At 47.8% G+C, this 25,291-nt stretch carries 27 protein-coding genes; 5 read left to right on the forward strand and 22 right to left on the reverse strand.

All coding sequences use genetic code 11. The features are described 5' to 3' along the window. Window positions 1-34: 34 nt before the first annotated feature. The 7 genes from ACFO5U_RS01225 to ACFO5U_RS01255 all read right to left on the reverse strand — a co-directional run bounded on the left by ACFO5U_RS01225 (window position 35) and on the right by ACFO5U_RS01255 (window position 7,272). Window positions 35-454, reverse strand: a complete 420-nt coding sequence (locus ACFO5U_RS01225) for a universal stress protein (RefSeq protein ID WP_377275958.1) — start codon at window positions 452-454, stop codon at window positions 35-37. A gap of 326 nt (window positions 455-780) precedes the next feature. Next, window positions 781-1,776 carry a GNAT family N-acetyltransferase gene (locus ACFO5U_RS01230; protein ID WP_377275960.1) on the reverse strand — a complete coding sequence of 332 codons (996 nt, stop codon included), beginning with the start codon at window positions 1,774-1,776 and terminating at the stop codon, window positions 781-783. Window positions 1,777-1,782: 6 nt separating this feature from the next. After that, a complete protein-coding gene (locus ACFO5U_RS01235) occupies window positions 1,783-2,445 on the reverse strand; it encodes a Dph6-related ATP pyrophosphatase (protein ID WP_377275961.1) in 663 nt (220 codons plus the stop codon). A gap of 430 nt (window positions 2,446-2,875) precedes the next feature. Continuing rightward, on the reverse strand, window positions 2,876-4,258 hold the full coding sequence (fumC, locus tag ACFO5U_RS01240; protein WP_377275963.1) for a class II fumarate hydratase: 1,383 nt from the start codon (window positions 4,256-4,258) through the stop codon (window positions 2,876-2,878). Between the two features lie 82 nt (window positions 4,259-4,340). Then, window positions 4,341-5,840, reverse strand: coding sequence for a UDP-N-acetylmuramoyl-L-alanyl-D-glutamate--2,6-diaminopimelate ligase (locus ACFO5U_RS01245; RefSeq protein WP_377275965.1), 1,500 nt, complete (start codon window positions 5,838-5,840; stop codon window positions 4,341-4,343). Between the two features lie 102 nt (window positions 5,841-5,942). Further along, window positions 5,943-6,599: a hypothetical protein gene (locus ACFO5U_RS01250; RefSeq protein WP_377276425.1), complete on the reverse strand. Its 657-nt coding sequence runs from the start codon at window positions 6,597-6,599 to the stop codon at window positions 5,943-5,945. Window positions 6,600-6,750: 151 nt separating this feature from the next. Beyond that, the gene (locus ACFO5U_RS01255; protein ID WP_377275967.1) at window positions 6,751-7,272 is read right to left on the reverse strand and encodes a P-loop NTPase family protein; all 522 of its coding nucleotides are present in this window, start codon (window positions 7,270-7,272) and stop codon (window positions 6,751-6,753) included. Between the two features lie 215 nt (window positions 7,273-7,487). Between ACFO5U_RS01255 and ACFO5U_RS01260 the strand changes: the two genes are divergently transcribed. Continuing rightward, window positions 7,488-7,688, forward strand: coding sequence for a cold-shock protein (locus tag ACFO5U_RS01260; protein WP_058381906.1), 201 nt, complete (start codon window positions 7,488-7,490; stop codon window positions 7,686-7,688). Between the two features lie 1,243 nt (window positions 7,689-8,931). Here the strand turns inward: ACFO5U_RS01260 and ACFO5U_RS01265 are convergent. The 6 genes from ACFO5U_RS01265 to ACFO5U_RS01290 all read right to left on the reverse strand — a co-directional run bounded on the left by ACFO5U_RS01265 (window position 8,932) and on the right by ACFO5U_RS01290 (window position 15,986). Continuing rightward, window positions 8,932-10,581 (reverse strand): serine hydrolase, encoded by a 1,650-nt coding sequence (locus tag ACFO5U_RS01265; RefSeq protein ID WP_377275969.1) that lies wholly within the window; start codon window positions 10,579-10,581, stop codon window positions 8,932-8,934. Between the two features lie 131 nt (window positions 10,582-10,712). Then, complete coding sequence (locus tag ACFO5U_RS01270) at window positions 10,713-11,165, reverse strand: GNAT family N-acetyltransferase (RefSeq protein WP_377275971.1); 453 nt, start codon at window positions 11,163-11,165, stop codon at window positions 10,713-10,715. Further along, complete coding sequence (locus ACFO5U_RS01275; RefSeq protein ID WP_377276427.1) at window positions 11,165-11,617, reverse strand: hypothetical protein; 453 nt, start codon at window positions 11,615-11,617, stop codon at window positions 11,165-11,167. Before ACFO5U_RS01275 ends, ACFO5U_RS01270 begins: the two co-directional genes overlap by 1 nt. A gap of 116 nt (window positions 11,618-11,733) precedes the next feature. Further along, window positions 11,734-14,355: an MMPL family transporter gene (locus tag ACFO5U_RS01280; RefSeq protein WP_377275973.1), complete on the reverse strand. Its 2,622-nt coding sequence runs from the start codon at window positions 14,353-14,355 to the stop codon at window positions 11,734-11,736. A gap of 3 nt (window positions 14,356-14,358) precedes the next feature. Next, window positions 14,359-14,802 carry a MarR family winged helix-turn-helix transcriptional regulator gene (locus ACFO5U_RS01285; RefSeq protein WP_377275975.1) on the reverse strand — a complete coding sequence of 148 codons (444 nt, stop codon included), beginning with the start codon at window positions 14,800-14,802 and terminating at the stop codon, window positions 14,359-14,361. A 104-nt stretch (window positions 14,803-14,906) separates the two neighbouring features. Continuing rightward, window positions 14,907-15,986 (reverse strand): AI-2E family transporter, encoded by a 1,080-nt coding sequence (locus tag ACFO5U_RS01290; protein ID WP_377275977.1) that lies wholly within the window; start codon window positions 15,984-15,986, stop codon window positions 14,907-14,909. Between the two features lie 146 nt (window positions 15,987-16,132). Here ACFO5U_RS01290 and ACFO5U_RS01295 point away from each other — a divergent pair, with 146 nt between their 5' ends. Beyond that, window positions 16,133-16,963: an undecaprenyl-diphosphate phosphatase gene (locus ACFO5U_RS01295; RefSeq protein WP_377275979.1), complete on the forward strand. Its 831-nt coding sequence runs from the start codon at window positions 16,133-16,135 to the stop codon at window positions 16,961-16,963. Window positions 16,964-17,009: 46 nt separating this feature from the next. On the opposite strand, the gene ACFO5U_RS01300 is transcribed toward ACFO5U_RS01295, so the two are convergent. The 3 genes from ACFO5U_RS01300 to ACFO5U_RS01310 form a co-directional block, all read right to left on the reverse strand. Then, window positions 17,010-18,143 (reverse strand): CAP domain-containing protein, encoded by a 1,134-nt coding sequence (locus ACFO5U_RS01300; protein WP_377275980.1) that lies wholly within the window; start codon window positions 18,141-18,143, stop codon window positions 17,010-17,012. A 147-nt stretch (window positions 18,144-18,290) separates the two neighbouring features. Continuing rightward, the gene (locus ACFO5U_RS01305) at window positions 18,291-19,136 is read right to left on the reverse strand and encodes a DUF368 domain-containing protein (protein WP_377275981.1); all 846 of its coding nucleotides are present in this window, start codon (window positions 19,134-19,136) and stop codon (window positions 18,291-18,293) included. A 70-nt stretch (window positions 19,137-19,206) separates the two neighbouring features. Further along, window positions 19,207-20,274 (reverse strand): NAD(P)H-dependent flavin oxidoreductase, encoded by a 1,068-nt coding sequence (locus ACFO5U_RS01310; protein ID WP_377275985.1) that lies wholly within the window; start codon window positions 20,272-20,274, stop codon window positions 19,207-19,209. A 126-nt stretch (window positions 20,275-20,400) separates the two neighbouring features. Between ACFO5U_RS01310 and ACFO5U_RS01315 the strand changes: the two genes are divergently transcribed. Beyond that, window positions 20,401-20,646, forward strand: a complete 246-nt coding sequence (locus ACFO5U_RS01315) for a hypothetical protein (RefSeq protein WP_377275987.1) — start codon at window positions 20,401-20,403, stop codon at window positions 20,644-20,646. A gap of 36 nt (window positions 20,647-20,682) precedes the next feature. Here the strand turns inward: ACFO5U_RS01315 and ACFO5U_RS01320 are convergent, their stop codons facing one another. Further along, window positions 20,683-21,531, reverse strand: a complete 849-nt coding sequence (locus ACFO5U_RS01320; RefSeq protein WP_377275989.1) for a VOC family protein — start codon at window positions 21,529-21,531, stop codon at window positions 20,683-20,685. A 126-nt stretch (window positions 21,532-21,657) separates the two neighbouring features. On the opposite strand from ACFO5U_RS01320, the gene ACFO5U_RS01325 reads away from it, so the two are divergent. Beyond that, on the forward strand, window positions 21,658-21,990 hold the full coding sequence (locus tag ACFO5U_RS01325; protein WP_377275991.1) for a winged helix-turn-helix transcriptional regulator: 333 nt from the start codon (window positions 21,658-21,660) through the stop codon (window positions 21,988-21,990). A 110-nt stretch (window positions 21,991-22,100) separates the two neighbouring features. After that, window positions 22,101-22,412, forward strand: a complete 312-nt coding sequence (locus tag ACFO5U_RS01330) for a hypothetical protein (RefSeq protein WP_377275993.1) — start codon at window positions 22,101-22,103, stop codon at window positions 22,410-22,412. 15 nt (window positions 22,413-22,427) lie between these two features. Here the strand turns inward: ACFO5U_RS01330 and ACFO5U_RS01335 are convergent, their stop codons facing one another. The 5 genes from ACFO5U_RS01335 to ACFO5U_RS01355 all read right to left on the reverse strand — a co-directional run bounded on the left by ACFO5U_RS01335 (window position 22,428) and on the right by ACFO5U_RS01355 (window position 25,241). Continuing rightward, the gene (locus tag ACFO5U_RS01335; RefSeq protein ID WP_377275995.1) at window positions 22,428-23,378 is read right to left on the reverse strand and encodes a magnesium transporter CorA family protein; all 951 of its coding nucleotides are present in this window, start codon (window positions 23,376-23,378) and stop codon (window positions 22,428-22,430) included. A 104-nt stretch (window positions 23,379-23,482) separates the two neighbouring features. Continuing rightward, entirely contained in the window at window positions 23,483-23,656 is a 174-nt protein-coding gene (locus ACFO5U_RS01340; protein WP_377275997.1) for a hypothetical protein, read from the reverse strand. Between the two features lie 61 nt (window positions 23,657-23,717). Next, window positions 23,718-24,131, reverse strand: coding sequence for an NUDIX hydrolase (locus tag ACFO5U_RS01345; protein ID WP_377275999.1), 414 nt, complete (start codon window positions 24,129-24,131; stop codon window positions 23,718-23,720). Further along, complete coding sequence (locus ACFO5U_RS01350) at window positions 24,131-24,637, reverse strand: GrpB family protein (RefSeq protein WP_377276001.1); 507 nt, start codon at window positions 24,635-24,637, stop codon at window positions 24,131-24,133. The genes ACFO5U_RS01345 and ACFO5U_RS01350 overlap by 1 nt, the downstream gene beginning before the upstream one ends. 142 nt (window positions 24,638-24,779) lie before the next feature. Continuing rightward, window positions 24,780-25,241 (reverse strand): GNAT family N-acetyltransferase, encoded by a 462-nt coding sequence (locus ACFO5U_RS01355; protein ID WP_377276429.1) that lies wholly within the window; start codon window positions 25,239-25,241, stop codon window positions 24,780-24,782. Between the last annotated feature and the right edge of the window lie 50 nt (window positions 25,242-25,291).

The following is a 25,291-nucleotide window of genomic DNA, read 5'->3' on the forward strand; positions in this document are numbered from 1 at the left end:
TACAGCAAAAAGGGCTCCGCTTGGGAGCCCTTTTTCATTTCACAATCAAGACCGGACAGTTCGCGCGTTTGACTACTTTGTGGCTGACGCTGCCGAGCACCATTTCTTGCAAAGAGTTCAACCCTCTGCTGCCAATGACTAATATGTCGAATGATTCCTTATTAGCATAATCGACAATCGCTGGCCCTGGAGTACCACGGAGGATTTCTACACGGTAATTAATTCCGGCTGAAGCGATTGCTTCTTCTGCAGGCTGCAATTTTTTGCGGCGCTGAAGGTCGAGCTCAGCTGAACTGCCGCTATGGAGCACTTCATTTTTTGCACTGTCATGGTCCGCCACAAAGACAAGCGTAATCTGTGAATCGACCGATGCTTTCGCTATTTTCACAGCTTCTTTCGCCGCACGGAGTGAATGGTCGGAACCATCTCCAGCCAGTAAAATTTTCTTGTACATATCTCAACACTCCCCTCCATTGAATCGGCGCTTCTCCCTAACACCCATCATAAAACCTGTGCACATATAGGCGGTAGTAAAATCGATGACAATACCTTTATTCTTCCAGCTGCAACCGGTTTTGTCCAGAAATCATCTATAACAACAAAGGAGAATCATACTCGGCAACAAGCCCACTAAATGCACCGGCTGCCGTTCACCATCCCCTCCATCTTTCTTTTTACACACCGCCATGCCTATACGATAATGGCTGCTATGTCATTCCAGTTCGATATGGACGAAAAACCTGCGCAACAGCATGCGCAGGTTTTTCAGCCATACAGCTCTTAGTCGTGCCCGTGCGCCCACGAAATGCGCGGGTCGATTTGGCGCGACATGCGCACCATTATCGGCTGAAAACCCATGCGCGGCCAAAAATACGATGCCAACTGATTCGGTGTATGCCAGTCGGCGAAAATATAATCAAAGCCTTCTTTCTTCAATTCGCTAAAGCAATGGTTCGCCAACGCGCGCCCGACGCCTCGACCACGCAAATCCGGATTGGTCGAAGCGGCAGTCAGTTCGACACAATTGTCTGGCGTCACCAAACTGAAACCTTCTTCTTTACGGAAATAGACGTGGAACCCTGCGATTTGCTCGCCTTGGTCGGCCAGCCATAAATACGCTTCCTGATCTTCCGTCAGCGCTTCATAGCTTTTCTGGACATTCTGCATCGTTTCCCGCGTAATCGGATGCCATGACGGAGCAGCCGCCTGGTGGATGCTGTTCCATACGGCCATCTTTTTCAACAAGGGGGCGTCTTGCTTCGTGCCGCGGCGAAACTCAAGCTTCGGCAAAGTGCCGTTCTTCGTTTCGAAATCATCGAGCGACAAGATGCCATATTTCTGCTCGAACGCAAAGCCTTGGTCTTGCCATTGCTCAAATACCATCTCATCTCCGAGCGGCGCCATCAAGACGTGATGAAAATAACCATGCTTGATCCATTCAGCCCCTGCGTCGGCATACAATAACCGCAAAAGGCGCGGATGCTCATGTTCGCTGATGGCAATCGATTCATAATCCATCCATACATAACGGCCGCGGTGAGCTTCTTCCTTGAACTCATAAACCAAATAGCCGATAACGTCGATGCCACGGACAGCGACGATACCTCCAACATACGGACGCTCCAATAATTTCCTGATAACCGTTTCCGCTTCATCGATTTCCTCAAATTCACCCGGCAAATAAGGGAAAATCTTCCGCTCACGCTCTTGGCGCTTCGACAACAACACGGACATTTGCCGGATATGCTTTTCTTCTACACTGGTGAACTGGATCATTTTCCATCACTCCCCTGGTTGAAGTTTCACTTCAAGCATCGCGTACTGGCCATTTCGTTCAATATTTCCGAATTCCACAGGCAGCGGCTCGACAAAAATTGGGCCATCCACCAAAGTTGTATGAAATTCCCCTTCTTCGCCGCAAGCATCGATGCCTAGCGCCTCTAACTCCACGATCAACTCGTGGGTGAAGACGCGCCCGAGAAACTCTTCTCCGACACGGCTTGTGTCCACTACAGTGATCACTGCCTTGAACTCTTCATCAACTAGTTCTGTAAGCAATGACCGGCGCATTTCCTGCCATAGCGGATGCAACACGTCGAGCTCCGCTTGTTTACTGACTTTTTCCACCCATAAGCGGTGGTCCTCCAAATCGATATCGCCGTATACGCCCAGTTCGATGCCCTGGGCTTTAAAATTTTTCAAGTGATGGATGAATTCTTCCTCATAGCCTGCCCAATCTGCTTCTCCGATGACCAAAGGCAAGCCCATCCGTTCTGCTTGGGCTTCGAGTATTTGTTTTTTCAGCCCATGGGATTTCGAGCGCTCTCCGCCCTCTTCAAACATGGTGAACAAAGCGATCGGCACATGTCCTTGTTTCACTGCCCGGTAAAAGGCCAAAGCGGAATCTTTGCCTCCGCTCCAGGATGTAATAAATGGTTTCTGCATGCTGCACCTCTTCTGTAATTTCTTTTATCTACCTATTCTCTTCTTAGCAATAATCCTGAACAAATCCTGATGAAAGAGTAGAAGGCGGCGAAGAGCAAAGATGTGCTCCCGCATCGCTGCGCTACTGCGTCGCAAACGAATCGTGCTTGGCACGATTCGCTTCCTGCGGGAGCAGTGACGGAGCACCGCGACGGAGCGACATGAGCCTTGCCCTGGCAGCTGGCAACGCGACGTCCTGTCGCGCCAGCTGCATGACCCACATCCTGTGGGCCCGAAAGCGTCCGCCTGGAGCGATTTCATCACTCTCATTTACTCTTGCCAATTTTACAGTTCAACTTATAAAGTTTCCTTGTTCCCTCTACTTCTATTTCCTGCCACCAAACTCCTTGTTGCATAAAAAAACAGCCGGGATATTTCCCGGCTGTTTGTGTTATTTTCCTACCATGTTTTCCGGGCGGACCCATTCGTCGAATTGATCGGCTGTTAAATGGCCGCTCTTGACCGCAGATTCTTTTAAAGTCGTGCCTTCGTTATGTGCTTGCTTCGCAATGGCGGCCGCTTTTTCGTAGCCGATATGCGGGTTCAGCGAAGTGACGAGCATCAATGAATTTTTCACGTGATTCTCGATGACATCCAAGTTCGCTTCAATGCCAATCGCGCAGTTGTCGTTGAAGGAAACCAGTGAATCCGTCAACAGGCGGACCGATTGCAGGAAGTTATACGCAATGACCGGCTTGAAGACGTTGAGTTCAAAGTTCCCTTGGCTTGCCGCAAATCCGATCGCTGCGTCATTGCCCATGACTTGAGCCGAAACCATCGTCAAGGCTTCGCTTTGTGTCGGGTTGACTTTCCCTGGCATGATAGAGCTGCCTGGCTCATTTGCCGGGATTGTGATTTCGCCGATGCCGCTGCGCGGGCCGCTTGCAAGCCAGCGCACGTCGTTGGCGATCTTCATCGCATCCGCCGCGAGTGCTTTAACCGCTCCGTGCACATAAACCATTTCATCGTGGCTTGTCAGTGCGTGGAATTTGTTTTCAGCCGAAGTGAATTCCGTGCCCACCGCTTCCGCGATGAATTCCGCGACATAGCCGCCGAATTTCGGATCTGCGTTGATGCCTGTACCGACGGCTGTTCCGCCGATTGCAAGTTCACGCATATGCTCGACGCTTTCTTTGATCATGCGCTCGCTTTTCTCAAGCATATGGCGCCAGCCGCTGATTTCCTGGCCCAAAGTAAGTGGTGTAGCATCTTGCAAATGCGTACGGCCGATCTTGATGACATCGTCGAATTTCTTCGCTTTCTCATCAAGCGTCGCTTTCAATTTCTGAACCGCTGGGACCAATTGTTCGTTGACGGCAAGAACTCCGGCAACGTGCATCGCCGTCGGGTATGTATCATTCGAGCTTTGGGACATATTGACGTCATCGTTCGGGTGAAGTTTCTCGTCCGATCCTTGTTCAGCCAAAATTTCATTTCCGCGGCGTGCCAATACTTCGTTCATGTTCATATTGGACTGAGTGCCGCTTCCTGTTTGCCAAACGACAAGCGGAAAATGATCGTTCCATTTGCCTGCGATCACTTCGTCTGCAGCCGATTCGATAGCGCGCATTTTCGCGTCAGACATTTTGCCTAGCTTGTGGTTCGCTTTCGCTGTTGCTTTTTTGAGTTGGGCAAATGCCATGACCACTTCATGCGGCATGCGTTCTGTGCCGATGGCAAAATTCTGGACGCTGCGCTGTGTTTGCGCACCCCACATTTTGTCCGCTTCGACTTGAATTTCACCGATCGTGTCTTTTTCTGTACGATACTGCATTCCATTCACTCCAATTCTTAGTCTTTTTAGTAGCTTCTCTTCTATTATAACCACATTCCATTCGAAAAAAGCGATTCGTCAGTTAAAACTCACCGGTTTTGCTGGAGAAGAATGCTTCGATAATGTCTTCGTCCGAATGGGGGATGTATTCGCCTTTGATAATTTGAGCACCATTGATACAGCCGCTTGACAGTAGAATAATGTCTTCCGGCTCGCTTTCTGCGAGCGCTTTTTCCACTGCCTCTTTGCGTGTCGGCGCTCTCAACACCTTTTGTTGATACGGCAAGCTGAATCCTTTAATGACTTCCGAGACGACATCATCGGGATCGTGGAAGCCTGGATGGTCAACTGTGACTACTAACACATCGGCTTTGCCTTCAGATGCCTTGGCCATTTTCGGCATTTTCGCAAAATCCCGAATGCCAATCCCCGCAATGAGAGCAATCAAACGGCGATGAGGCAGTTTTCGGGCTTCGGTCAATACCGCATCGATTGCGACAGGGGTATGGGCATAATCCAGAATGATTGTCCGCTCTTGCGGTGCCCTGATCACTTGAAAGCGCCCTTCCACTTGGGGCATTTCAGTCAATACAGCAATGATTTTCGCTAATGGATAGCCCGCATGAAGGGCGGACCCAATTGCTGCCGTTAAATTCGCGGCATTGTAATCGCCGAACAGCGGCGCTTCTACGATATGCGCAGCCCCTTTATAGATAAGCTCAAAACGCATGCCTTGTGCAGAGGTGCTGTAGTTTTGCCAAATTAGATCAGCACCGCTCTCCGGTTCGTGGCTATAGGTCAATACCGGATAATCGGCGATTTCCAAAATGCTGCCGCTCAACCCCGGGTCATCCAAATTGACGACGGCCGACTTTGCCCGCTCGAATAACTTCAACTTGGATTCGCGGTAATGCTTGAAGGTTTTATGGTATTCCAAATGCTCTTCGGATAAATTCGTGTGGATCGCCACATCAAACTTAATGCCTCCCACACGCTGCTGATCGAGCGCTGTAGAAGACACTTCCATCGCGACCGCTTTTGTTTCGGCATCGCGCAACATGGCGAAAATTTGATGGATATCTGAAGCAATCGGTGTAGTGGGCGTGCTTTTTTCAAAAGGCACTTTCCCGGCCGCTGTCTCAACGCCAGTGGTGCCGATAAAGCCGCACGGCGTACCGAGCAAATTGAATAGGTTCCGTACGTAGGTAGCCGTTGTCGTCTTGCCGTTCGTGCCGGTCACCCCGATCTTGAATAGTTCGTGCTGCGGAGATCCATGAAAGAAATCCGCAATGTGTGCCAGTGCATTGCGCACGTCTGCCACCAACACAAAGCGGATATTCGGGTAAAGTTCCGCTTTCGTTGAAAGAATTTCCGCATCGGAGCCAATGATCGCCTGCGCACCGTTTTCAATCGCTTGCTCTATGTATAAATGGCCGTCTGTATTTTCTCCGACAACACAGAAGAAAGCAGAACCGTTCCGTGCTGCCGAGGAATTGTATACAAGTGACCCGACCTCTGTCGGCTCCGGGCCAAAAGATTTTAGCACGCTCACTCCAGGGATTTGTGCAAATTGCAATTTCATATTGTAACTCCTCTTGAAGATAAATTTATGTGAATTCTTGATAATTTTACAGGAAAGCGCTTTATTGTTCCACCATCATGTACGCTTTTCCGGAAATTATCATCAACTAAGAGGTTTGGCGAATTGAAGTGCATGAAAGCCTTTGACCATCTGAAAACCAATTCCTACATATCCTTCACCTAATAACTCTTTTTGCCTTTTCAAATCATCGATGCCGGCTGTCACATGATTGCCGTAATCTGCATGGTGCTGTTCCAAATCTTTTACGAGAATATAACGTTCAAGCCCGTCATATTTCGTCTTTAACGCAGCAATGTGCATGTGCTGGGTGAACTTGTCCTTCAAACTCGGAATGTTCATCGGTGCTACCGTACATGCTACATAGCGGAACTTCTTCTCCAATTTAGCCAGTTCTTTCATAACCACTTCGGCCAATTTCTGCTGAAGCCGGTTCCCGCGATAATCTGGAATTACTGCTGAAATTTCCTGATACACCATATTGCCGAGTTCATCTTGCGGGAGGCCGATATCCAAACCCAGGTGCTCATCATCGACCTCCGGAACGAGCAAGGCGCGAAAAGCGACCAATTCCCCTTCGACAAATGCGCCGGCGATAAGACCGTGATCATTTAAAATAAACAAAAATTCTTCAGTCGATAATGGCTGCAACGTATTTTTTTCTGGCAGCGACTCGAGCACTGTTTGTTGAACCCGTTCAATCTCTTCTAAATCTTTCAGGTAAAGGCGCTTCATGTACATGGGCACCTGTTTGTGCAAGCGCACGTTGGTCAGCGTCCCTTCGTATAGACGGTCTCTCAAAGCCCATTCCCCCCATCTCTTGCATAGTTACAGAATACCATGTTCCATTTCCATCGTCTTTAAATTTTTTCAATTGACTGTAAAATTGAAACTATTTATCGATACCCCTTAAAAACTGACTGATTTCACGTGGCGAACGGAGGCAGTAGACCTGTTTTTCAGGATATTGCGCACAAAAATCTTTCATTATTTCACGCTGTGATTTTTTGCGTTGGTGATAAGTTGTTACTATATAATGCAAAAACGTGAGATCTAATTTTTCAGGACATCCAGGCGCCATATCCGGCCGCATCTTTTTATGGTACTGAATCCGCCTTTTCACGACGCGCCATAAGCAGCGCCACAGTGGAAGCTCCAACTGGATCAAGGTATCACAGGCCGGCAAACGAATATCCATCGTGCTGCCATAATTGCCCTCGATGATCCAGCGCGGCTCTGCCGCCAAGTACACCTGTGCCTCCCGAAATTCTTTTGTGTCGCGCTCAATCCAGCCCGGCTTCCAAAAATACGCATCCAGATGATGCACCGGCAACTCTAACAGCTTTCCTAATTCCCTTGCAAACCTTGACTTTCCAGCCCCTGCCGATACACCGACCACCATAATACGATCCATGATACCCCTCCGTTTCTACTGTTTCTTTAACCATATCGAATAGCCGTAAAATATGCCATCTCAACTTAGCGCTTGCATTCCGAATAAGACCGTGCTATTCTAAGGAAGAATTATTTTTGTTCGATGGCTTTTCACTAAGTATCAGATTTATTCTGAAGGATTTGAGCAAGGATAGTAATACAATGTATGCAATAGCATACGAGGAGGATACACACATGGAACAAGGTAAAGTAAAATGGTTTAACTCAGAAAAAGGATTCGGCTTCATCGAGCGCGAAGGCGGCGACGACGTTTTCGTTCACTTCTCAGCTATCCAAAGCGAAGGCTTCAAAACTCTTGACGAAGGTCAAGAAGTTACTTTTGATATCGAGCAAGGCCAACGCGGTCTTCAAGCTACTAACGTATCAAAAGCTTAATCAACCTTTAAACTTTCAATGGACTCTTCTTCTGAAGAGTCCATTTTTTATTGCCTAAAAATATGTGTATGCAATGGAGCGCGTTCTTTAGGTGGAGATAGCGAGGGTTTGCTTGCGGAAATGTTCCCGCGTATTGATTTAAGTGTCGCTTTGGTATTCGCTGCCTGGCTTTGGGCAGCTGAGAAATTCCGCTGATAACTTCAAGTTTAAAGGGATCTGCTTCTTTAATGACTTACCGGCTAGCCTGGGAATCACTTCCTGGGATGAGGCATCTGATCGTGAAGTGCTTGAACAAAGAATTTTTGTTCGCAGATTAGATTTAAAAACTTTATCTTCAATGTTCAAAGAGATACTAGCTATCCATTCAGAAGCTCTTTCACATTTTACATTGAATGATTAAAGAAATTATTCGCCATTCTAAAACTTGAGACGGAGTGAAAGGGGCCGCGCGGGCTGACAAGGCAAATGGGCTGTGTTACTCGCAGCTCATTTGCCGGGTAGTTGAAAACGCGACGTCCTGCCGCTCCAGCTGTACGACCCACATCCTGTTGGCCCGAAAGCGTTCGGCTGTAACAGAACGTAAAAAAGCTGCCCAAGGGCAGCTTTTTCCAGAGTGTTGAAGAAGTTTATAATCCGCTGCACATCAAAAAATAGTAGTCGCTATTCTGCATTCAAAAATTAATGGTCTGTCTAAGTATTTGGAGAAGCGTTCGCTCGACTCCTGTGGGACTAGCGGGTTTGAGAGACCCCGCAGGAACAAAGTGACGAGGAGGCTCGATTCCCGCCCCACGGAAAGCGAGCGGTAAGCTTCGGAAAATACGACTTTCTGGAGTTTCTCGACAGCCTGAAAAAAGCTGCCCAAGGGCAGCTTTTTCCAGAGTATTGAAGAAGTTTATAATCCGCTGCACATCAAAAAATAGTAGTCGCTATTCTGCATTCAAAAATCAATGGTCTGTCTAAGTATTTGGAGAAGCGTTCGCTCGACTCCTGTGGGAATAGCGGGTTTGAGAGACCCCGCAGGAACGAAGTGACGAGGAGGCTCGATTCCCGCCCCACGGAAAGCGAGCGGTAAGCTTCGGAAAATGCGACTTTCTGGAGTTTCTCGACAGCCTGAAAAAAGCTGCCCAAGGGCAGCTTTTTTCAATTCAGGATAAAATATAGCTGGAAGACCAGGAAAATGATCGCGACCAAAAGGAGCGTGCCGACCAATACGCTCATGGCCAGTTTTTTTCCGTCCATCCTCTCACCCTCTCAGTTTTTTCTCGCGTTCGATGACTTTTACTATATCATACGCGCCTTCACTTGCATTAGACAAGACCGACAACACGGTTTTGTCTTCCGGATAATAGCCTGAGTGGAAACTGACGCCCGGGTCATAGCCCATCACGTGATACTTAACCGGCTGTTCATCCTTCCGGTCAATCCATACACCGTAGCCATATGCCTGATCGTCGCCCGTTGCATGCACCGTCAATAGGCGGTCGCGCATCGGCTCCGACAACAAGCTGCCCTCCACTAGACGTCCCCAGAACTTCGCCATATCGCCCGCCGTGGTAAACGCACCTCCATCAGCGCCGCCGCGCACTGGAATCGAATATTGATTGGTGCGCCAAGAAGGGCCTTCATCAATATAGCCGTATGCACTGTTTCTCGGCAATTGATCCAATCGGAAATAGCCGGATTCTTTCATGTCTGCTTTCGCCAATACTTCCGTTTCTACATAATCAGCAAACTCCTGGCCGCTGATATGCTCCACTACAAGGCCCAGCGCAATATAGCCGGCGTTGTTATAACGAAAACGCGTACCCGGTTCCTCCACTAGTGGCAGGTCACGGAACAACGGCACAAAATCGGCCGGCGTCTGCATCCGGTACATCGGGACGCTTTGCCATAACTGCTCGAAATCCTCCATCGTTTCTTCATCGAAATAATCGGGCATGCCGGACGTGTGACTGAGCAATTGATGGATTGTGACATCGAAGTTCGGGAAAGTTTTCGGCAACAACTCTGACAGTGTCGATGATAATTCAAGCTTGCCTTGTTCGACTAACTGCAAAATCGCCACCGCTGTAAAGATTTTACTGCCCGAAGCAATCCCGAACCGGCTGTCTACCGCATTGGGCCGTTCGTCTGCACGATTGGCGTAGCCCTTGGCGAGCGTCCAGTTTTCTTTTCCACTCATATGGGCAGCACCTGAAAATGCCAGTTTGTCCAGCTGGTCAGAGATTGGGTTTACTGCTTTTTTTTGCTTCACCAAGCCCTCTTCATCAATTTCAATCGTTCGGCCATCCGTCAGCTCAATCGCCAGCGGATGCGCTTCACTTTTTAATTTCGAAAAAAACCATGTGCGTTTTGGCGGAACCAGGACGATGAAATGCGGATCTTTTCCGAGGAAATTCAATTCCTTCGGATCGATTCCTTTATTGCCGCGGACTGGGATATCCATCGCTTCCAACCGTTCGCCGACTTCTTTGACGTGTGGAGTGGCGATGCCCACCTCACTGATGTCGAGCAGCGAGTCGATGGTGAAATCATCCATGATGTCGACGTGGCGGCGACCGATAAACTCGACGATATTGCCTGCAGGGTCTTGGAAATAAAAAGCATCGGAATTGAAATTCGCATAATACATTTCATCCATGCCTTCTTGACGATTCAACTCGACTCGTGCGCGCGCCCAAAATTTCGCAAGCGTAAACTGATTGCCGGGAATATTGATGGCGTAATGATAAAAGGCCGGCTTGTCCGATTCCTGGAACTCCAAAACGGAATTTCCGATGGCCAACGCAAAACTCGTTTCATCTTCCTCCACAATCCGGAAGCCCAGCTGGTATTCGTAAAAACCTTTCAGTTCATTCAAACGGTTCGTATGCAATGTCACTTTCTTGAACATGTCCTCACCTCTTTCTTCAGCATACCGAAAATGAACAAATTTTTCCTCTTTTTGCATCTCTTCTGCGAAAGCCCGAATAAAAAAATTTCTATAACAAAAGAAAAAAGCGAATGCAGTAAGCTCATTCGCTTTTACAACTCATAGTCCAGCCTGACCATATCTCGGCATGGCAGGCCATTTTCAAAAATCGGTCCATCATAATGACGCACAAAAAAATCACGCTCGATCGATTTCATGCGGAATCCACATTTTTGGTACAAGGTCAATTGCGAAAAACTCGAATTGCCGGTGCCGATCTCGACGCTTTGAAAGTCCAGTTTCCGCGCTTCATCAAGTGCGGCAAGCACTAAAGCTTTCCCCAATCCTTTGCCGCGCTGTTTTTCTGCAAGGGCGATGTTTTTGATTTCCACCGTCTCGTCATCAAGTGCGAGCAAGACGAATACGCCAATGATGACTTGTTGCTGTTCGGCAATAAAGCAATGGCCGTCCCGGCAATACGCTAAGACGAGCCGTTCAGATGGGTCCGCTTCCAACAACAGTTCGAGCGGCAAACTCTCTCCTGCCTTCAGCTTGCGGATCTTCATTATTTGCGCTCGGTGAACCCTTGGTCGAGCAAATAGTCTTCAGCGTCATCAAATGTGCCGAAGCTTTCTTCCAGGTTCTTGCCCGTATAGACGTTCCAGAACGGCTCTTCAAAGACGAGATCCAGCTTTTCGCCATCTTCATTGGTCCAGCGTTTATCGTAAGGCGGTTCAGCTTCTTGCGACAAATAGTCGATCGAGTCAGCGACGATGCTGCGCAATTGGCTCGCGGAATAGTCGCGGATGTTGACCAAGCCGCGGTTGTCCGCTTCGTAATGCGGCAAATCGCCGACGAATACAAAGCCGTTGCCGTTCGGGTGGAGGTGATAGACCACGATTTTCTTATCATAAAGGCTTTCTTCAAAATGGAAATTGACGCGTTTCATCGAGACTTCTTTACGTGTCAGCTCCGGGAATTTTTCAATCACTTCAAGTTTTTGTTCAAATGTCAGCACTACTGGACATCCCCATTTCTTCTTTTGATTTTCTATCTCCATTATAGCATGCTTCACGAGTGCTTCCTCGTTTGCGAAATAATAGAAAAAGGGCCGCCTTAAAGGCAGCCCTTAATTTATTTCTTCTTTTTCAATCCGAACGGCCACCAAGCTCCGGCAGCAAATGATACCGTGACAGCTGGCACCAGAAGCGGCAAGACGATCAAGCCATAAAGCAGGAGCCCCGTGATGACAATCGCGGCGATCTGCATTAAACTCAATACCCCGGACGGCAACATCGCCCCAAATGTACCTGCGAGCAGAATAGCCGCAGTGATGATGACTGTGCCCATTTTCGCCATCGAGCGATGCATCGCCTGCGAGAAGTCCGCAGCGGTCCATGCTTCCTCACGGTAGCGGTCAAGCAGGAAGATCGAGTAGTCGATACCGAGCGAGACGAGCATGACAAAGCCAAAGAATGGAACTGCCCAAGTGATGCCGTCATATCCGAGCGCTTCGACAAAAATCAATTCCGTAATGGCGATCGAACTGTAATAGGTCAGTAATAGCGACCCGATCATATAGAGCGGCATAATGAACGAACGCAGCATCACCGCGAGCACTACAAACAAGCTGGCGAGCATAATGCTGACCGTTCGCGTGAAGTCACTTGCGGAAATATCGTTCAAATCGCTGTTGATGCTCGGAACGCCGCCAAATGCGATGTCGACATTTTCAAGAGGTGTGCCGTTGGTACTTCTTGCCGCCGCTTCTTTCAAATCCGTGACAATATCAATCGCTTCCGGAGAATACGGGTTTTCTTCAAGCACGACTTCCATTAGCATGCCTTCCCCGTCTGCAAAAGTGAACTGATCAAGCAATGGTTCGAATTCTTCCTCCTCAAGTATGCCTTCTGGAAGATACACACCTGTTCCACGCACCGCTTCGCTGTCGCTGATGCCCATCAGCGTTTCGGCAATTTCAGTTAAGCCGTCACTGATCTCCGCTAAACCTTCAGCCGATGCCCCGACACCTTGGGACAGCTCACCGAGTCCCCCTGCGAGTTCATCGTATTGGGCAGCTCCGCCGGCAAGGCCCGCTTCAATTTCCGAAAGTCCGGCATTCACTTGAGCCAGAGCACCGACCGTTTGTTCAATATTGCCGGTCTGTTGCAGCCCACCTGAAATTTGTCCGAGCTGGCCATTCACTTGCGCAAGCCCTTCTGCTGTTTCGCGAAGTCCTGCGCCGCCTGCTTGTTCACTGATGACGGTCAAATTCGTTTCAATTTCCGAAAGCCCGGACTGGACTTCTCCTAGCCCTTCGTTTGCCTCTTCAAGGCCTTCGGCAATGAGGCCGAGCTGGTGATCGACGAAAAATTCATCGATGACTGAACCTGTCGGCCGCGTAATTGCACGAACCATCTCGACGCCTTCTACTTTGACCATATCCTGTGCCAACGCATCCAGATACGGAATCGTCTCTTCCGCCGTCAAGCTTTCATCTGCTTTCATGACCACTTGCACCGGCATCGTATTGCCGGCTCCGAATGCGGCTTCGATCGCGTCGAGTCCTTTGACCGATTCATAGTCAGAACTGATTTCGTCTACCGTATCGAAGGATAAGTCGTTATTGTATGAAAACAGCAATGGTACGGTAATCAACGCCACCAACAGCATTGACCAAATTGGGCGGTTGACCGATAATTTGCCGATCCATATCCATAGCTTGCTGTCTTTATGCGAAGCTGATTGCTTGCTTGGCCAGAACAGTTTGTCCTTTAATACCGCCATGAAAAACGGCATGACCGTAAACAACACGACAAGCAGCACGGCGATGCCGACTGCGACCGCGACGGCTGATTTGAAAATCGGGAACTCGGCAAAGCCGATGGCCGCAAATGCGATGAATCCTGAAAAGCCGCTGATGAACAGCGTTTTCCCAGCTGTCCGGTACGTATTCAATATCGCTTCTTGCACTTCTTTTCCTTCCGTCAACTCTTCCTTATAGCGGCTTAACAATAGGATGCAATAATCCGTTCCGAGGCCGAACAAAATTGCCACAAGGAAAATTTGCGTATAGTTCGATACCGGAAATCCGAACCACTCAATAAAGAATGCCACAAGTGATTGGCTGAGCAAGTAGCTGAGCCCGACCGCAACAAGCGGAATGACCGGTGTTACAAACGACCGGAATACGCCCAGCAGCAAGCCGAAAATCAAGATAACGGTGATGATCTCAGTCCGCTTCAAACCTTCCTGCGCACTGGCATTGACGTCTTGGTTAATGATCGCCTCGCCCGTCAAATAAACCGTTAAATCGTCAGGAACAATCGTTTCCCGAATCTCATCGGCGATGGCGATAGTTTCTTCATCGGTGCCTTCAATAGATACCGGAAGCAACAAGGTCCGCCGGTCTTCCGCAACCAATTGCTCTTCAAGCTCTGCGCTTTCGAACGGATTTAACACCGAACTCACTGAATCATCCAGTGCTTCAATTTCCGTTATCAGGCCTTCGATTTGTTGCTCTGTTGCATCGTCTAACTGTGAGTCAAGCTCAATGACCAAAGAAATTGTCTGTCCTGATACGCCTTCTGCTTCTAAAATGGTCGCCGCACGCTGTGAATCGGCTTCTTCAGACAATTGGAATGACCCTGCTTCTTCTGCCTGTTCCGTTAAATTCGGCGCCAACAAAAACAGCGCTGCTGTTAAGATGATCAAGCCGATCATGATTGGCCATTTCAGTTTCAATATCGTTTGCATGCCTTACACTCCATCCGTTTTCATGATTGTGCGAAGCTTCCTGAAGATCGAAAGGAATTGATCGATTTCCTGATCATTGACTTGCTCCGACATAAGCTTTTCCAAATACTCCGCTAAAATACGGTCCGATTCTTCGAGCATTTGTCGCCCCAAATCGGTCAGTTCAAGCAGCTTTTCTCTCTTGTCGGCTGTTTGGACGACTTGGATCAGCTCTTTTTGCAACAGCTTTTTTATACGGTTCGATACCGCGCTTTTATGTACACCTTGCAAAATGGCAAGCCTTGCAGATGTAATCTGCCCTTCTTTGCTGATGAGTTTCAAAGACTGCATTTGCTCAGGGGAAAACTCCTCCCAAATCGGGTTGTCGACAGAACGGATCACTCGTTCTGTTCCGTAAAATAACACTTCTTGAAATAATTCTACTGCTTCTGTAATGCGTTTATCCATAAATGGTTTACCCCCTCAACTAACATTAATAGTTTAGGGGGTAAACTTTCCAGCGTCAAGCAATAGCCATTAAAAAATCCCGCAGCCTGGGCTGCGGGATTTCTTTATACTTCTTTTGTGGCGGTGGAACGGATTTCCCGTCTTCGCGCATAAACATTTTTCACCACCGTCTTCACTACTGCATAGAACGGAATCGCTAAAATGATTCCCCATAATCCGGCGATGTTCCCTGCAGCAAGAAGCAAGGTGATAACAGTCAATGGATGAACATCCAATGCATTGCCCATAACGTTCGGCGTGATGAAATTGCTTTCGATTTGTTGGGCGACGAGCATGATGATTGCGACGTACACAGCCATAATAGGATCTTGCACCAATGCGATGATCATCGCTGGAATGACTGCGATGTACGGCCCGAGAAACGGGATGACGTTTGTCGCCATGCCGATTAATGCCAATAGCAAAGCATACTCCAAGCCGATGATCCAATATCCGATCAATAGCATGATGCCCACCAAGAAACTGACAAACAACTGCCCTTGTATGTATGAGCGCAATGTATGGTCAATGTCTTTCAGCGTTTTGATGATCCATAGTTTCCGCTGGCCGCTGAAGAATCCCGACACGAACGGCACGAATTTCCGATGGTCGATCAATAGATAAATCAGGAAGAACGGAACAAGCACGAGGCTGATGACTCCGGAGATGAAGCTTGTCAAAAACGACAAGACCCAACCGCCGACATCCCCGATGCGTTCGCCAATTTGTCCACTCATATCATTAATTTGCTCTTCTAGAGATGCCGGCAAACGTTCCCGCTGGTCAAGTACGTATTGCGTATAGCCTTCCACATCTTCAATAATTTCAGGTGCATTGTCAACGAGTGAATTAACCTGGTCCGTCACCATCGGGCCGACCATTACAGACAGCAGATAAAAGACAAGAACAATCAGCAGGACGATGATTAAGATCCCGGACCATTTCGGAAATTTTCGCTTTTCCAAGAAATACAGCAACGGGCGCGTCAAATAAAACAAGACTCCCCCAAGAAGCAATGGAACGAAAATGGTTCCTGCGATAATGAAGAGCGGATCGAATATCCCCTGGACTTCAATAAATAGACGAATGATGACTAATGTCAGGATAATTCCGACGCCCGCTTGGAACCATAATTTATTTGTCAATGAGTTCACTTCCTTTCTTTCACATGTATACCCAGTTTATCATGTTTATATGGTATTATATGTTTTTATATAGCGCGAACTTTTTCACTTTAGAAACGTCCATGTTGGTAGCAAGTGAATGACTAGAATTTGGAGGATTTATACATATGGAAGCATTATGGTTAACGATTAAATTTTTATTACTCGGGCTGTTCCAAGGGCTCACTGAACCCATTCCGATTTCGTCGAGCGGGCATTTGCTTATCGCGCAATACTTTCTCGGTGTGGAGATAGAAGGCAGCACTTCGACTTTTGCACTCCTTGTCAATACAGCATCACTCCTCGCGGTACTGATCATTTACCGTGATGACATCAAGCGACTCGTCATCAACGGACTGAAGTTTTTCAAAGAGAAAACCCCGGAAACGCGCCGGGATTTCATGTTTGTCGTTTATTTGGTCGTTGCAACGATACCAGCAGCCATCATCGGCTTGCTGTTCCAAGATATTATTGATATGCATCTTTCAACAGTCGTCACGGTCGGCGTGACTTTGGTCATCACCGGTATCGCTTTGTGGTTAATCCGCAATATGCGCGGTCAGCGAAAAGACGGCAATATGACGATGAAAGATGCGATAATCATCGGCTTAGCCCAATCGGTTGCCTTGATCCCGGGCATCAGCCGTAGCGGCGCCACAATCGTGGCCGCGATGACACGCGGCATCAACCAGGAAACGGCGCTGCGCTTTTCTTTCCTGTTGTTCATCCCGATCAGTCTCGGCGGCGCTGTTCTTAGCTTCAGCGATATTCTCCGCGACGATAATCTAGCGACAATGGCTGTGCCGTATATCATGGCATTTATCGGCTCACTCGTCGCTTCGTATTTCTCGCTGAAATGGTTCATGAACGTCATGGCAAAAGGCCAGCTGAAATATTTTGCGATTTATTGCTTTATCGTCGGGCCGCTCGTGGTCCTTGCTTGGTTCTTATTAAACTAATGAAAATCCCTCTATTGCTCAATAGCAATAGAGGGATTTTTTATCTTCAGCGATTAAAGAACTTCGCCGTGAAATAAGGTTGCTTGTCTGAGTTGAAGGCGACTCCGACCCCGAGAAAACCGAAATCGGGTTTGACGATGTTTTCGCGATGGCCCATCGAGTTCATCAGCCCTTCATGCGCGAACACCGCACTGTACTGCCCATAAGCCAAATTCTCACCGGCGACAAAAAAGCTGATGCCGTCTTGTTTCATCCGATCAAAAGGCGACTGGCCTTGCTGGTTGGTATGGCTGAAATAACGTTGATCAGCCATGTCCTGGCTATGCTTGCGTGCCGTTCCCATTGTTGCCTCATCCCATTTCAGCAATGGCAGCTGTCGCTGTATCCTTGCGGAGTTGGTCAATTCAAACAACAAAAATTCGTAGCCTTGTTTTATTTCAGCGGAAGGTTCCGCATAGATCTCGCCGCGGTTGTCTTCGAGCTCTTTGCTGATGACTTGAACAGCCGTTACCGTATCCTCTTCGTGGACATCATAGAAAACGGTCGTGTAGGAATCCGCCGTTTCGAAAAGGTCGTATTCGTCACGGGAATCGAGAATGTATTGCACGCGCCCTTTTTGCAAACTGCTGAGCGGAGTACCGAACAAACCGCGCACTTCCTCTTTCGAAGAATCCATCGAAAAGCCTTCTGTAGAAGAAATGAGGTCTTGGTTGGTGAACATGCCATTGACCTCGCCTTGCTCGTCATAAGACAGCAGCACGTAATTCTGGTAATCCTGGTGGTAGCTATGCCAATCAGTTCCATATTCATTTTCCATCAAGCGCAGCGGCAGCCCTAGCTTTTGCTGGGCTTCGTCTTTGCTCATGCCGAGCGTGACATTATGGACCGCCACTAAAGAATCTGTCTGGGCAAGATCGGGCTTTGCGACCGCTTCCGGCAGTACTGCCGAACTTTCTGTCACGATCGCTTGCAGCTGATGGCTGATGCGCGTCGTGAAATGTCTGGCTTCATTGAACGCTTTGGAAACATCCGTGTCATCTGCAACTTTTCCAACGGCTTCATCGACGGTATCCAAAAAACTCAGGTCAATATAATTCCCTGCCGCCTCTTCCCACATGGGACGGGTAAAAAACAATAAGACCAATAGCAGCAAAATACCAAACAATTTCCGCACACGCATCACCTCTTTCTCTTCATTTCAGTGTAATGCCAAAAAGGAAATACGAAAAGCAAAAAGCATTTTTTTGACCATTCCCCACAGATAAATAGTAAAAGCGGACAGGAAAAGAAATTCTTTTCACTGTCCGCTTTTAAATTCTCTTAGCTCTTACACTTGTGCATTATGTTCACTGGTAATGTCTGTTTTTTTCGGCGAGCTGAACCATAGAGTGAACACAAGACCTACCGTAAACGTGGCCAGGCTAGTGAACAGCACGACTGGATCAGCCGAGAATCCCGGGAACACGACAAATAGCGAGCCGAGAATCAAGCCGATAATCGCTGCATATGTCACATAAGTGAAATGCTCAAGCAAATAGCTGATCGCTTTACTGCTGATGATGAATCCGACCATGACGCCCGAACCGATTGCCATGACAATCGGCAAATTCAAGGTCGACAACGCATTAATCGCCGTCGAATACACGCCAATCAACAGCAGAATGAACGAACCGCTGATGCCCGGCAGCAACATCGCCATACTGGCAAGCCAGCCAGAGAAAAACAGCAAGAAGAACGTCGGTACGCTCAATTCGGTGATAGGTGTTACATTGTCATTCGTTTGGATAAAGGCCATAGAAGCGAGCGCTGCACCAATGACCAATAGAATGATCAAATGGCGTGCAGTGAAATTCTTTTTCACTTCCGCCTGCTTCATGATGTATGGCAGGACGCCCAATATTAAGCCCATAAAGAAGAATTGCGTCGACTCGTAATGATTCGACAGCAAGTATTCTATAAAGCGGCTGAACAATAATAAGGTAATGACAATCCCCATGCCAAGCGGCACGAGAAAGCCGAGCTGCTTTTTCCACTGTCTGCTGAAAAAGCCACTGATCGACTCAAGCAGACGGTCGTATATGCCAAGAATAAAAGCGATTGTCCCTCCACTAACTCCTGGAATCAAATCACTGATGCCCATTAAAATACCGCGGTATATGTTTTTCCATTCCATGCGTATAATCTCCTCGTCTCAAAATCACTTGTACCAGTATAGCACGCGCTCACCGGAAACTCGAGCGGCGTCACACGAGTGCTTGCGCTTGTGTCATCATTGACTGAACGATGTCAGCCGCCTGTTCTTCGCGTATCAACGGCCTTGTCGACTGTCCTGCCCATAATGACATGAATTCTGGATTGCCCTTTTTTGCGGCAGCGCCGCGGATTTCTTTCGTTACTGTATTATGGGACGGAAACGGCAAGGCATTGGTTCCCGTAGATTCAAACTGTTCGATGAAACGGTTTTTGATGCCGCGCGCCGGGCGTCCTGAGAAACTTTTTGTAATGACGGTGCTTTCTTCATCGCTGTTGAAAATCGCTTGCTTGTACGCAGCGTGCGCACCGGACTCTTGCGCACCGACAAAGCGCGTGCCGACTTGCACTGCTTGGGCGCCAAGTGCCAGTGAGGCGACTAGGCCACGGCCATCTACAATACCGCCTGCTGCAATGACGGGCACGCTCACGGCGTCCACTATTTGCGGAACGAGTGCCATCAATCCGACTTGTGCACCCATTGGATGCCGCTCATATGAAAAGCTGCCACGATGCCCCCCTGCTTCACTGCCTTGTGCGACGATGGCATCAACCCCGGCTGCTTGCGCTTCTATCGCTTCAGCTACCGTCGTTGCCATCGTGATGACCAATACCCCTTGAGCTTTCGCAGCTTTTGTTTGTTCCGGCGATAAGCAGCCGAACGCCGTGCTGATGACTGGCACAGCCAGTTCCAGACAAATCCGAAACTGTTCTTCGCCAAAATCCGGAGAGTCGAACGATGCAGCTGGATGATCTATGCCCAGTTCTGTATACGCAGGACGCAGCGCTTGTTGCACTTCTTCTAGACGAGAAAAATCATCTTGCGGATGACCCGCGAATAAATTGACTGCAAAAGGCTTGTCTGTTTGTTGCTGAATGCTTAAAATTTCTGCCCGCAATTTTTCCGGTGTCAAATAAGCGGCGCCCAGCGTCCCTAAGCCGCCTGCTTCCGACACTTGCGCTACAAGTTGCGGGGTAGTCGGCCCGCCCGCCATCCCGGCTTGGATGATTGGAAATTCGATCTGGAGCAAGCGGCAAATATCCGTGTTCAATGAAATCATGACTTGTCCTCCCTTTCATCTTGTTACTTATTAGTATCCCAGTCTTTCGGATTTCTTCAACCGGGAACCTTTTCCGTGCCGTCTGCGTTCTTAATATCAGCATCTAGGAGAAGGCGGGATTCCAGTATGAAAGGCTTTCTTTCATTAGTCACTGTCACACTGATCACCGTTTTTTGCGGACTGATCATTATGGCTTTTTATAGCGAACCATTCGATAATTGGCAAAACCAAGAACGGCTTCAAGCCTATACAGAAACTAGAGAAAACACGGTCCCTGCGCGCCTCGGCGAAATCCAACATGTGCAAACGACAGAAGCGCCACAGCCAGCGATCGCTTATACGGCATCTGTCCGTTCGTGTCCAGGACCTTAAAAATCCCCTCAGTGCATTTGCACTGAGGGGATTTTTTTAAGCATAGATGATTTTGATTTTGTTGCCGGACGGATCTGCTGTTATCACTGCCAATCCTTCTTCATGAAGATCAGCTCCGTAAGCTTGCAGGCGCTCCTGCAGCAGCCGTTGCGCTTGTTGATCCGGCACGCGGATTACGTAATTGGACAAACCTGCCGTATTATCCGGCAAGGCGGGTATTCCTGTCCCATTCCAAATGTTCAACCCGATATGGTGATGGTAATCGCCATCGGATACGAACAGCGCCTGGTTTCCGAGATTTGCCACAAGGCCGAAGCCCAGAACTTCTGTATAGAACTCACGAGCCGCTTGAAGATCCGAGACGTGGAGATGAATATGCCCGAGCACCGTGCCGTTTGGCATACCTCCCCATTTCTCCCCTTGTGCAGCCTGTGCGACAGCTTCTACATCAAGCGGATCGACTGTCATATGGACATGCTCACCACGCCATTCCCATTCACTCGCTTCGCGGTCGCGGTAAATTTCAATGCCGTTTCCTTCCGGGTCAGACAAATACAAAGCTTCGCTTACCTGATGGTCGGAAGAGCCAACGGGAATGCGCTGCTGGTGAAGATGAATGAGCATTTTCCCTAACTCTTTACGGTTTGGCAGCAAAACGGCGAAATGATAAAGCCCTGCATAGCGGCCAGTTTTCGGCTCCAATTCAGGAGTGTGTTCCAATATCAAGATTTCCTTCCCGCCGACTCCGAGAATCGTTTTATTGGATTGTTCCTCGATGGTTTCGAATCCTAATACTTTCGTGTAGAAATGGCTCATTTTAGGTAAATCCAACACTTTTAAGGTTAAGCTTTCAACGTAATGTACCGGCTTTTCATGAAAATTCATTATTGTTCCCCTTTCTAACTTACTATTTGTAACTTATTTTATTTTAATAACTTAATTACGTCAAGTCATCTGTTTTTTATTCTGATACAGATTATGCTATTATGAAGAAAAAGGAGCGGTGAACATATGAAAAATACCGAAATCTGTCCGCGTTTTGAAGCGGCCATCTCCTTGCTGGGTCAGCGCTGGACAGGGTTGATCATCCATCAATTGATGGACGAACCAAAGCGCTTCGGTCAATTGACCGAGGAAATCGGCATCAGCGGCCGTCTCCTGTCCGAACGGTTAAAAGCTTTGGAAGCCGACGGATTAGTAGCGCGCACGGTGCACCCGGAAACTCCTGTACGCATCGAATACTCATTGACCCAAAAAGGCGCTTCATTAAAGCCGGTAATGACTGAAATCGAACAATGGTCAAAAAATTGGATAGACGCCCTAGAACCAGCGGAAAACTCCTGATTGCCTAAAAAACAGGGTGTTTTCCGTGACTTTTTTCCTTTCTTTATAGACAGAATATTCTAATATCTGTTAAAGTTAACTTAACAATCGACCGAGGAGGGGGTAGAACTATGTCCATGTATTCAAATTTGACCTATGACAATGACACACGAAAAATTGACAAAGCGCTAAAAAAATACGAGGAAAAGAAAAACGCCGCACTTGTATTGCTCGCGGAAATTGATATGTTGAACAAAATGGACGATGTGGAAGATACAATCCTCTACAAGCAAAAATCAATGAAGGAAAAACTCATTGCAGCAGAAAGGCATCGCCGTGACGTCGAGGAAATGCTGATCAATTACATCGGTAAATACGATGATCGAGACTTGCACCGCTATACAGAGCTTCTAGAAGAACTGAAAAAAGACAAACCAAAATAAAAAACAGGACTGCAATCAGTCCTGTTTTTTATTTGGCGTTTTCCTGTCATCAAATGATCGGAGGATATCGCCTGTCCATCCTTTTTGCCTGAAGTATAAATACAATAGAAATGTGGACGTGACGATTATAGCAATGGATATGCCATAGCCAAACCGCCAATCGAGTTCCGGCATAAACCTGAAATTCATTCCCCAAAGCGCTCCCCAAGCCATGGCAGGCGTAAAGAGCGTCGTCAACACCGTCAAAGTCTTGACGATTTCATTCCCCCGGTAATTGGCCACGACATTTTCCATATCGACCATGTTGTTAATTTCGTCTTCATAAGACTCCACCAGCATGACGCAGCGATCGATGCGCGTAGTCGTTCGCTCATATTCCCGGTGTTCACGCACCGCTTTGCCGAAGGTTTCTTCAATGGCCATGGTGATTTCCCGAAATCCCATGATCAAATGTTTCCACAAAAGTATTTCGTGCCGCACTTCCTCGACCTGCTCCAAGGTTTTGCGGTTATTTTGCTCTTTAATATTCCACAGCAAATGATGGAGCCGTTCTTCAAAACCATCGATTTTATGCAACACCGCACCCACCATGCCCCCCAGCAAAATCATCATCACTTCAATCGACGATTCAGCATGTTCCATCTGTTTGATCATCAAGTGTTTAGGCATGTCCATATCTTCTTCGAAGTCCAAGGTGCTCGTCACCAAAAGTTCTGGAGATAAGTAAAAATGAAACACATCCCGGACATTCCGGGCTTCTCTGCTTTGTTTATAAATAAGCGAGCCCCACAACACTTCATGTCCGGCTTTTGACGTATCGGTGTGAAGAATATTGACAATTAATCCTTCTGATCGGTCGATCCATTGTTGAAGCTTCGGATTCTCCTGCAACAATGGACTGAAGTCTGCCGCCGCCATTACATTTTCCTCTTGCCACACCGTGCGTGCGAATTGATGTCGCGGCATAACCGCCCCCCCTTTTCTTTCCGACTAAAAGTGCATCCATTCAGTGGGATTCGCCTGAACAATATAAAAAACGCCGCTTGATTGCAAGCGGCTGCATACTTTGCTCATTCCTGCTGTTTGTTACCAGTTTGGTCCCTGTATTTCTCATTGGAGTTTTCTTTATATTCCAATTCTCTATTCGGCATCGGATCTATTTCTTTGTTCGGTGGCTGATGGCGTCTCGGCTCCACTTCCGGCAATAGTTTTTCACCTTCCTGGCTTTTCCGTTCCTTATCCATTTTTTGAGCCCTCCTGATAGTACATTTTTATTTCTTTACCCTGTTTCGCACTTTTGAATCCCTAGCGGTTGATCAGTGACCTGAAGAGCTCCAAATCATCCGGATAAGCAAGTTCAAGCTGCTCCAGTTGCTTGACTGATTTCCACGCTACATCTTCTATCAGGAAGTCTTCTTCCGGAACAACAAGTTCTCCCCCCGTCGCCGCGACTTGAAAATAATGCAATTCAAATGACACCGCCGAATTTTCATACGTGCCGCTCCTGACTTTTAATTCATCGAGTGCTTTCACCGTCAATCCGGTGACTTCCTGAAACTCACGCTCGCAACATTGCTCCAGCGTTTCACCTGCTTCGATGCCACTTGCCGGTATGGTCCATTTACTATCTTCTTCCGGCGCTTTTTGAAGCACCATCAAAATTTCATTTTGTTCGTTTACGCAGACGCCTGCAGCGCCACGCCAATTTGCCATTTCCATCAAATCTCTCCTGTCGCCTGTTTCTCGATTCTTTGAATCATCGCCTGTTTCCCATCAATATAGCGTCCGATATCCAGTGGATACTGTTTGGCTAAAGATAGCTTCAAGTCGCCGTAAGCTGCTGCTTGCTGCGGATGTTCCCGGAGAAAATCCCGGAATGCAAGATGCCGGAAAATTTCCGGGCTGCCGTTTTCATAGCAATGCAAATGGTGAGTCCGTTCGTTTCCGCCTTTTTCAAAATAACGCCTTCCAGGCAGCCCGTTCTTGCCTTTCGCCTTATAGCCGAGCTGTTGAAGTTCTTCTGCAAAACGCTCTGCGGTCTCGATTTCATCTACTACTGCAAGCATATCGATGACCGGTTTTGCTGCCAGGCCTTGAACAGCCGTACTGCCGATATGATGAATCGACACGCAATGGTTGCCTAACAAATGCCGGATTTCATCAGCTTCCGTATCGAATAACTTCGGCCACGTTTCATCATATGCCACGACTTCCACTTTTCGCATGCCTTTCCCCCTTCTATATTTGAAGCCCAAACAAAAAATCACCTTTCTTGAAATGGTAGCCCTCTGACTCCCATTTTACAAGAAAAGGCGATTTATCGGCGGCTGTTTTCATCGATTCATCTGGCGTCGCTTTGAACGACTATTAAACTTTTTGTTTCTCCAAAACAATCCGGTGGGTCACATCGGGTAAATTAACATCCCCAGTAAACCCGTTGGCACGGTAAAAAGCATCGGCTGTAGAAGAGTCTGTCCTTACAACCAATTCCCCAAAATAATCTTTTGCAAAATCGACGATCTTTTGAAGCAGCTTCGTACCGATTCCTTCTCTTCTTGCAGCTTTGGCAATATAAAAGCGGCGCAGCCTGCCGATCCCTTCTTTTGTTGAATACGGATCACGGTTCAGCCCGCCTATTGCAAGGAGTTTTCCGCGCGGGTCAAAAACTCCGAACAACACTTCACCTTTTTTGTCGAAGCGGTTGCTTCCGTCTTCATACTGATCCACCAGTCTTCTTAAAAAACGATACCCTTCCGCTTCGCTTTCTTCGACCAACTCGTCCACTTTCACATCATGTAAATTCTCGATTGTTTTAATTTCCATTGGCATAGTCAAATCCCCCTTTGAATTGGCAGAAATAGCAAAGGCTTTCCAACGAT

The sequence above is a fragment of the Planococcus dechangensis genome, assembly GCF_042654465.1.
GTDB lineage: Bacteria > Bacillota > Bacilli > Bacillales_A > Planococcaceae > Planococcus > Planococcus dechangensis.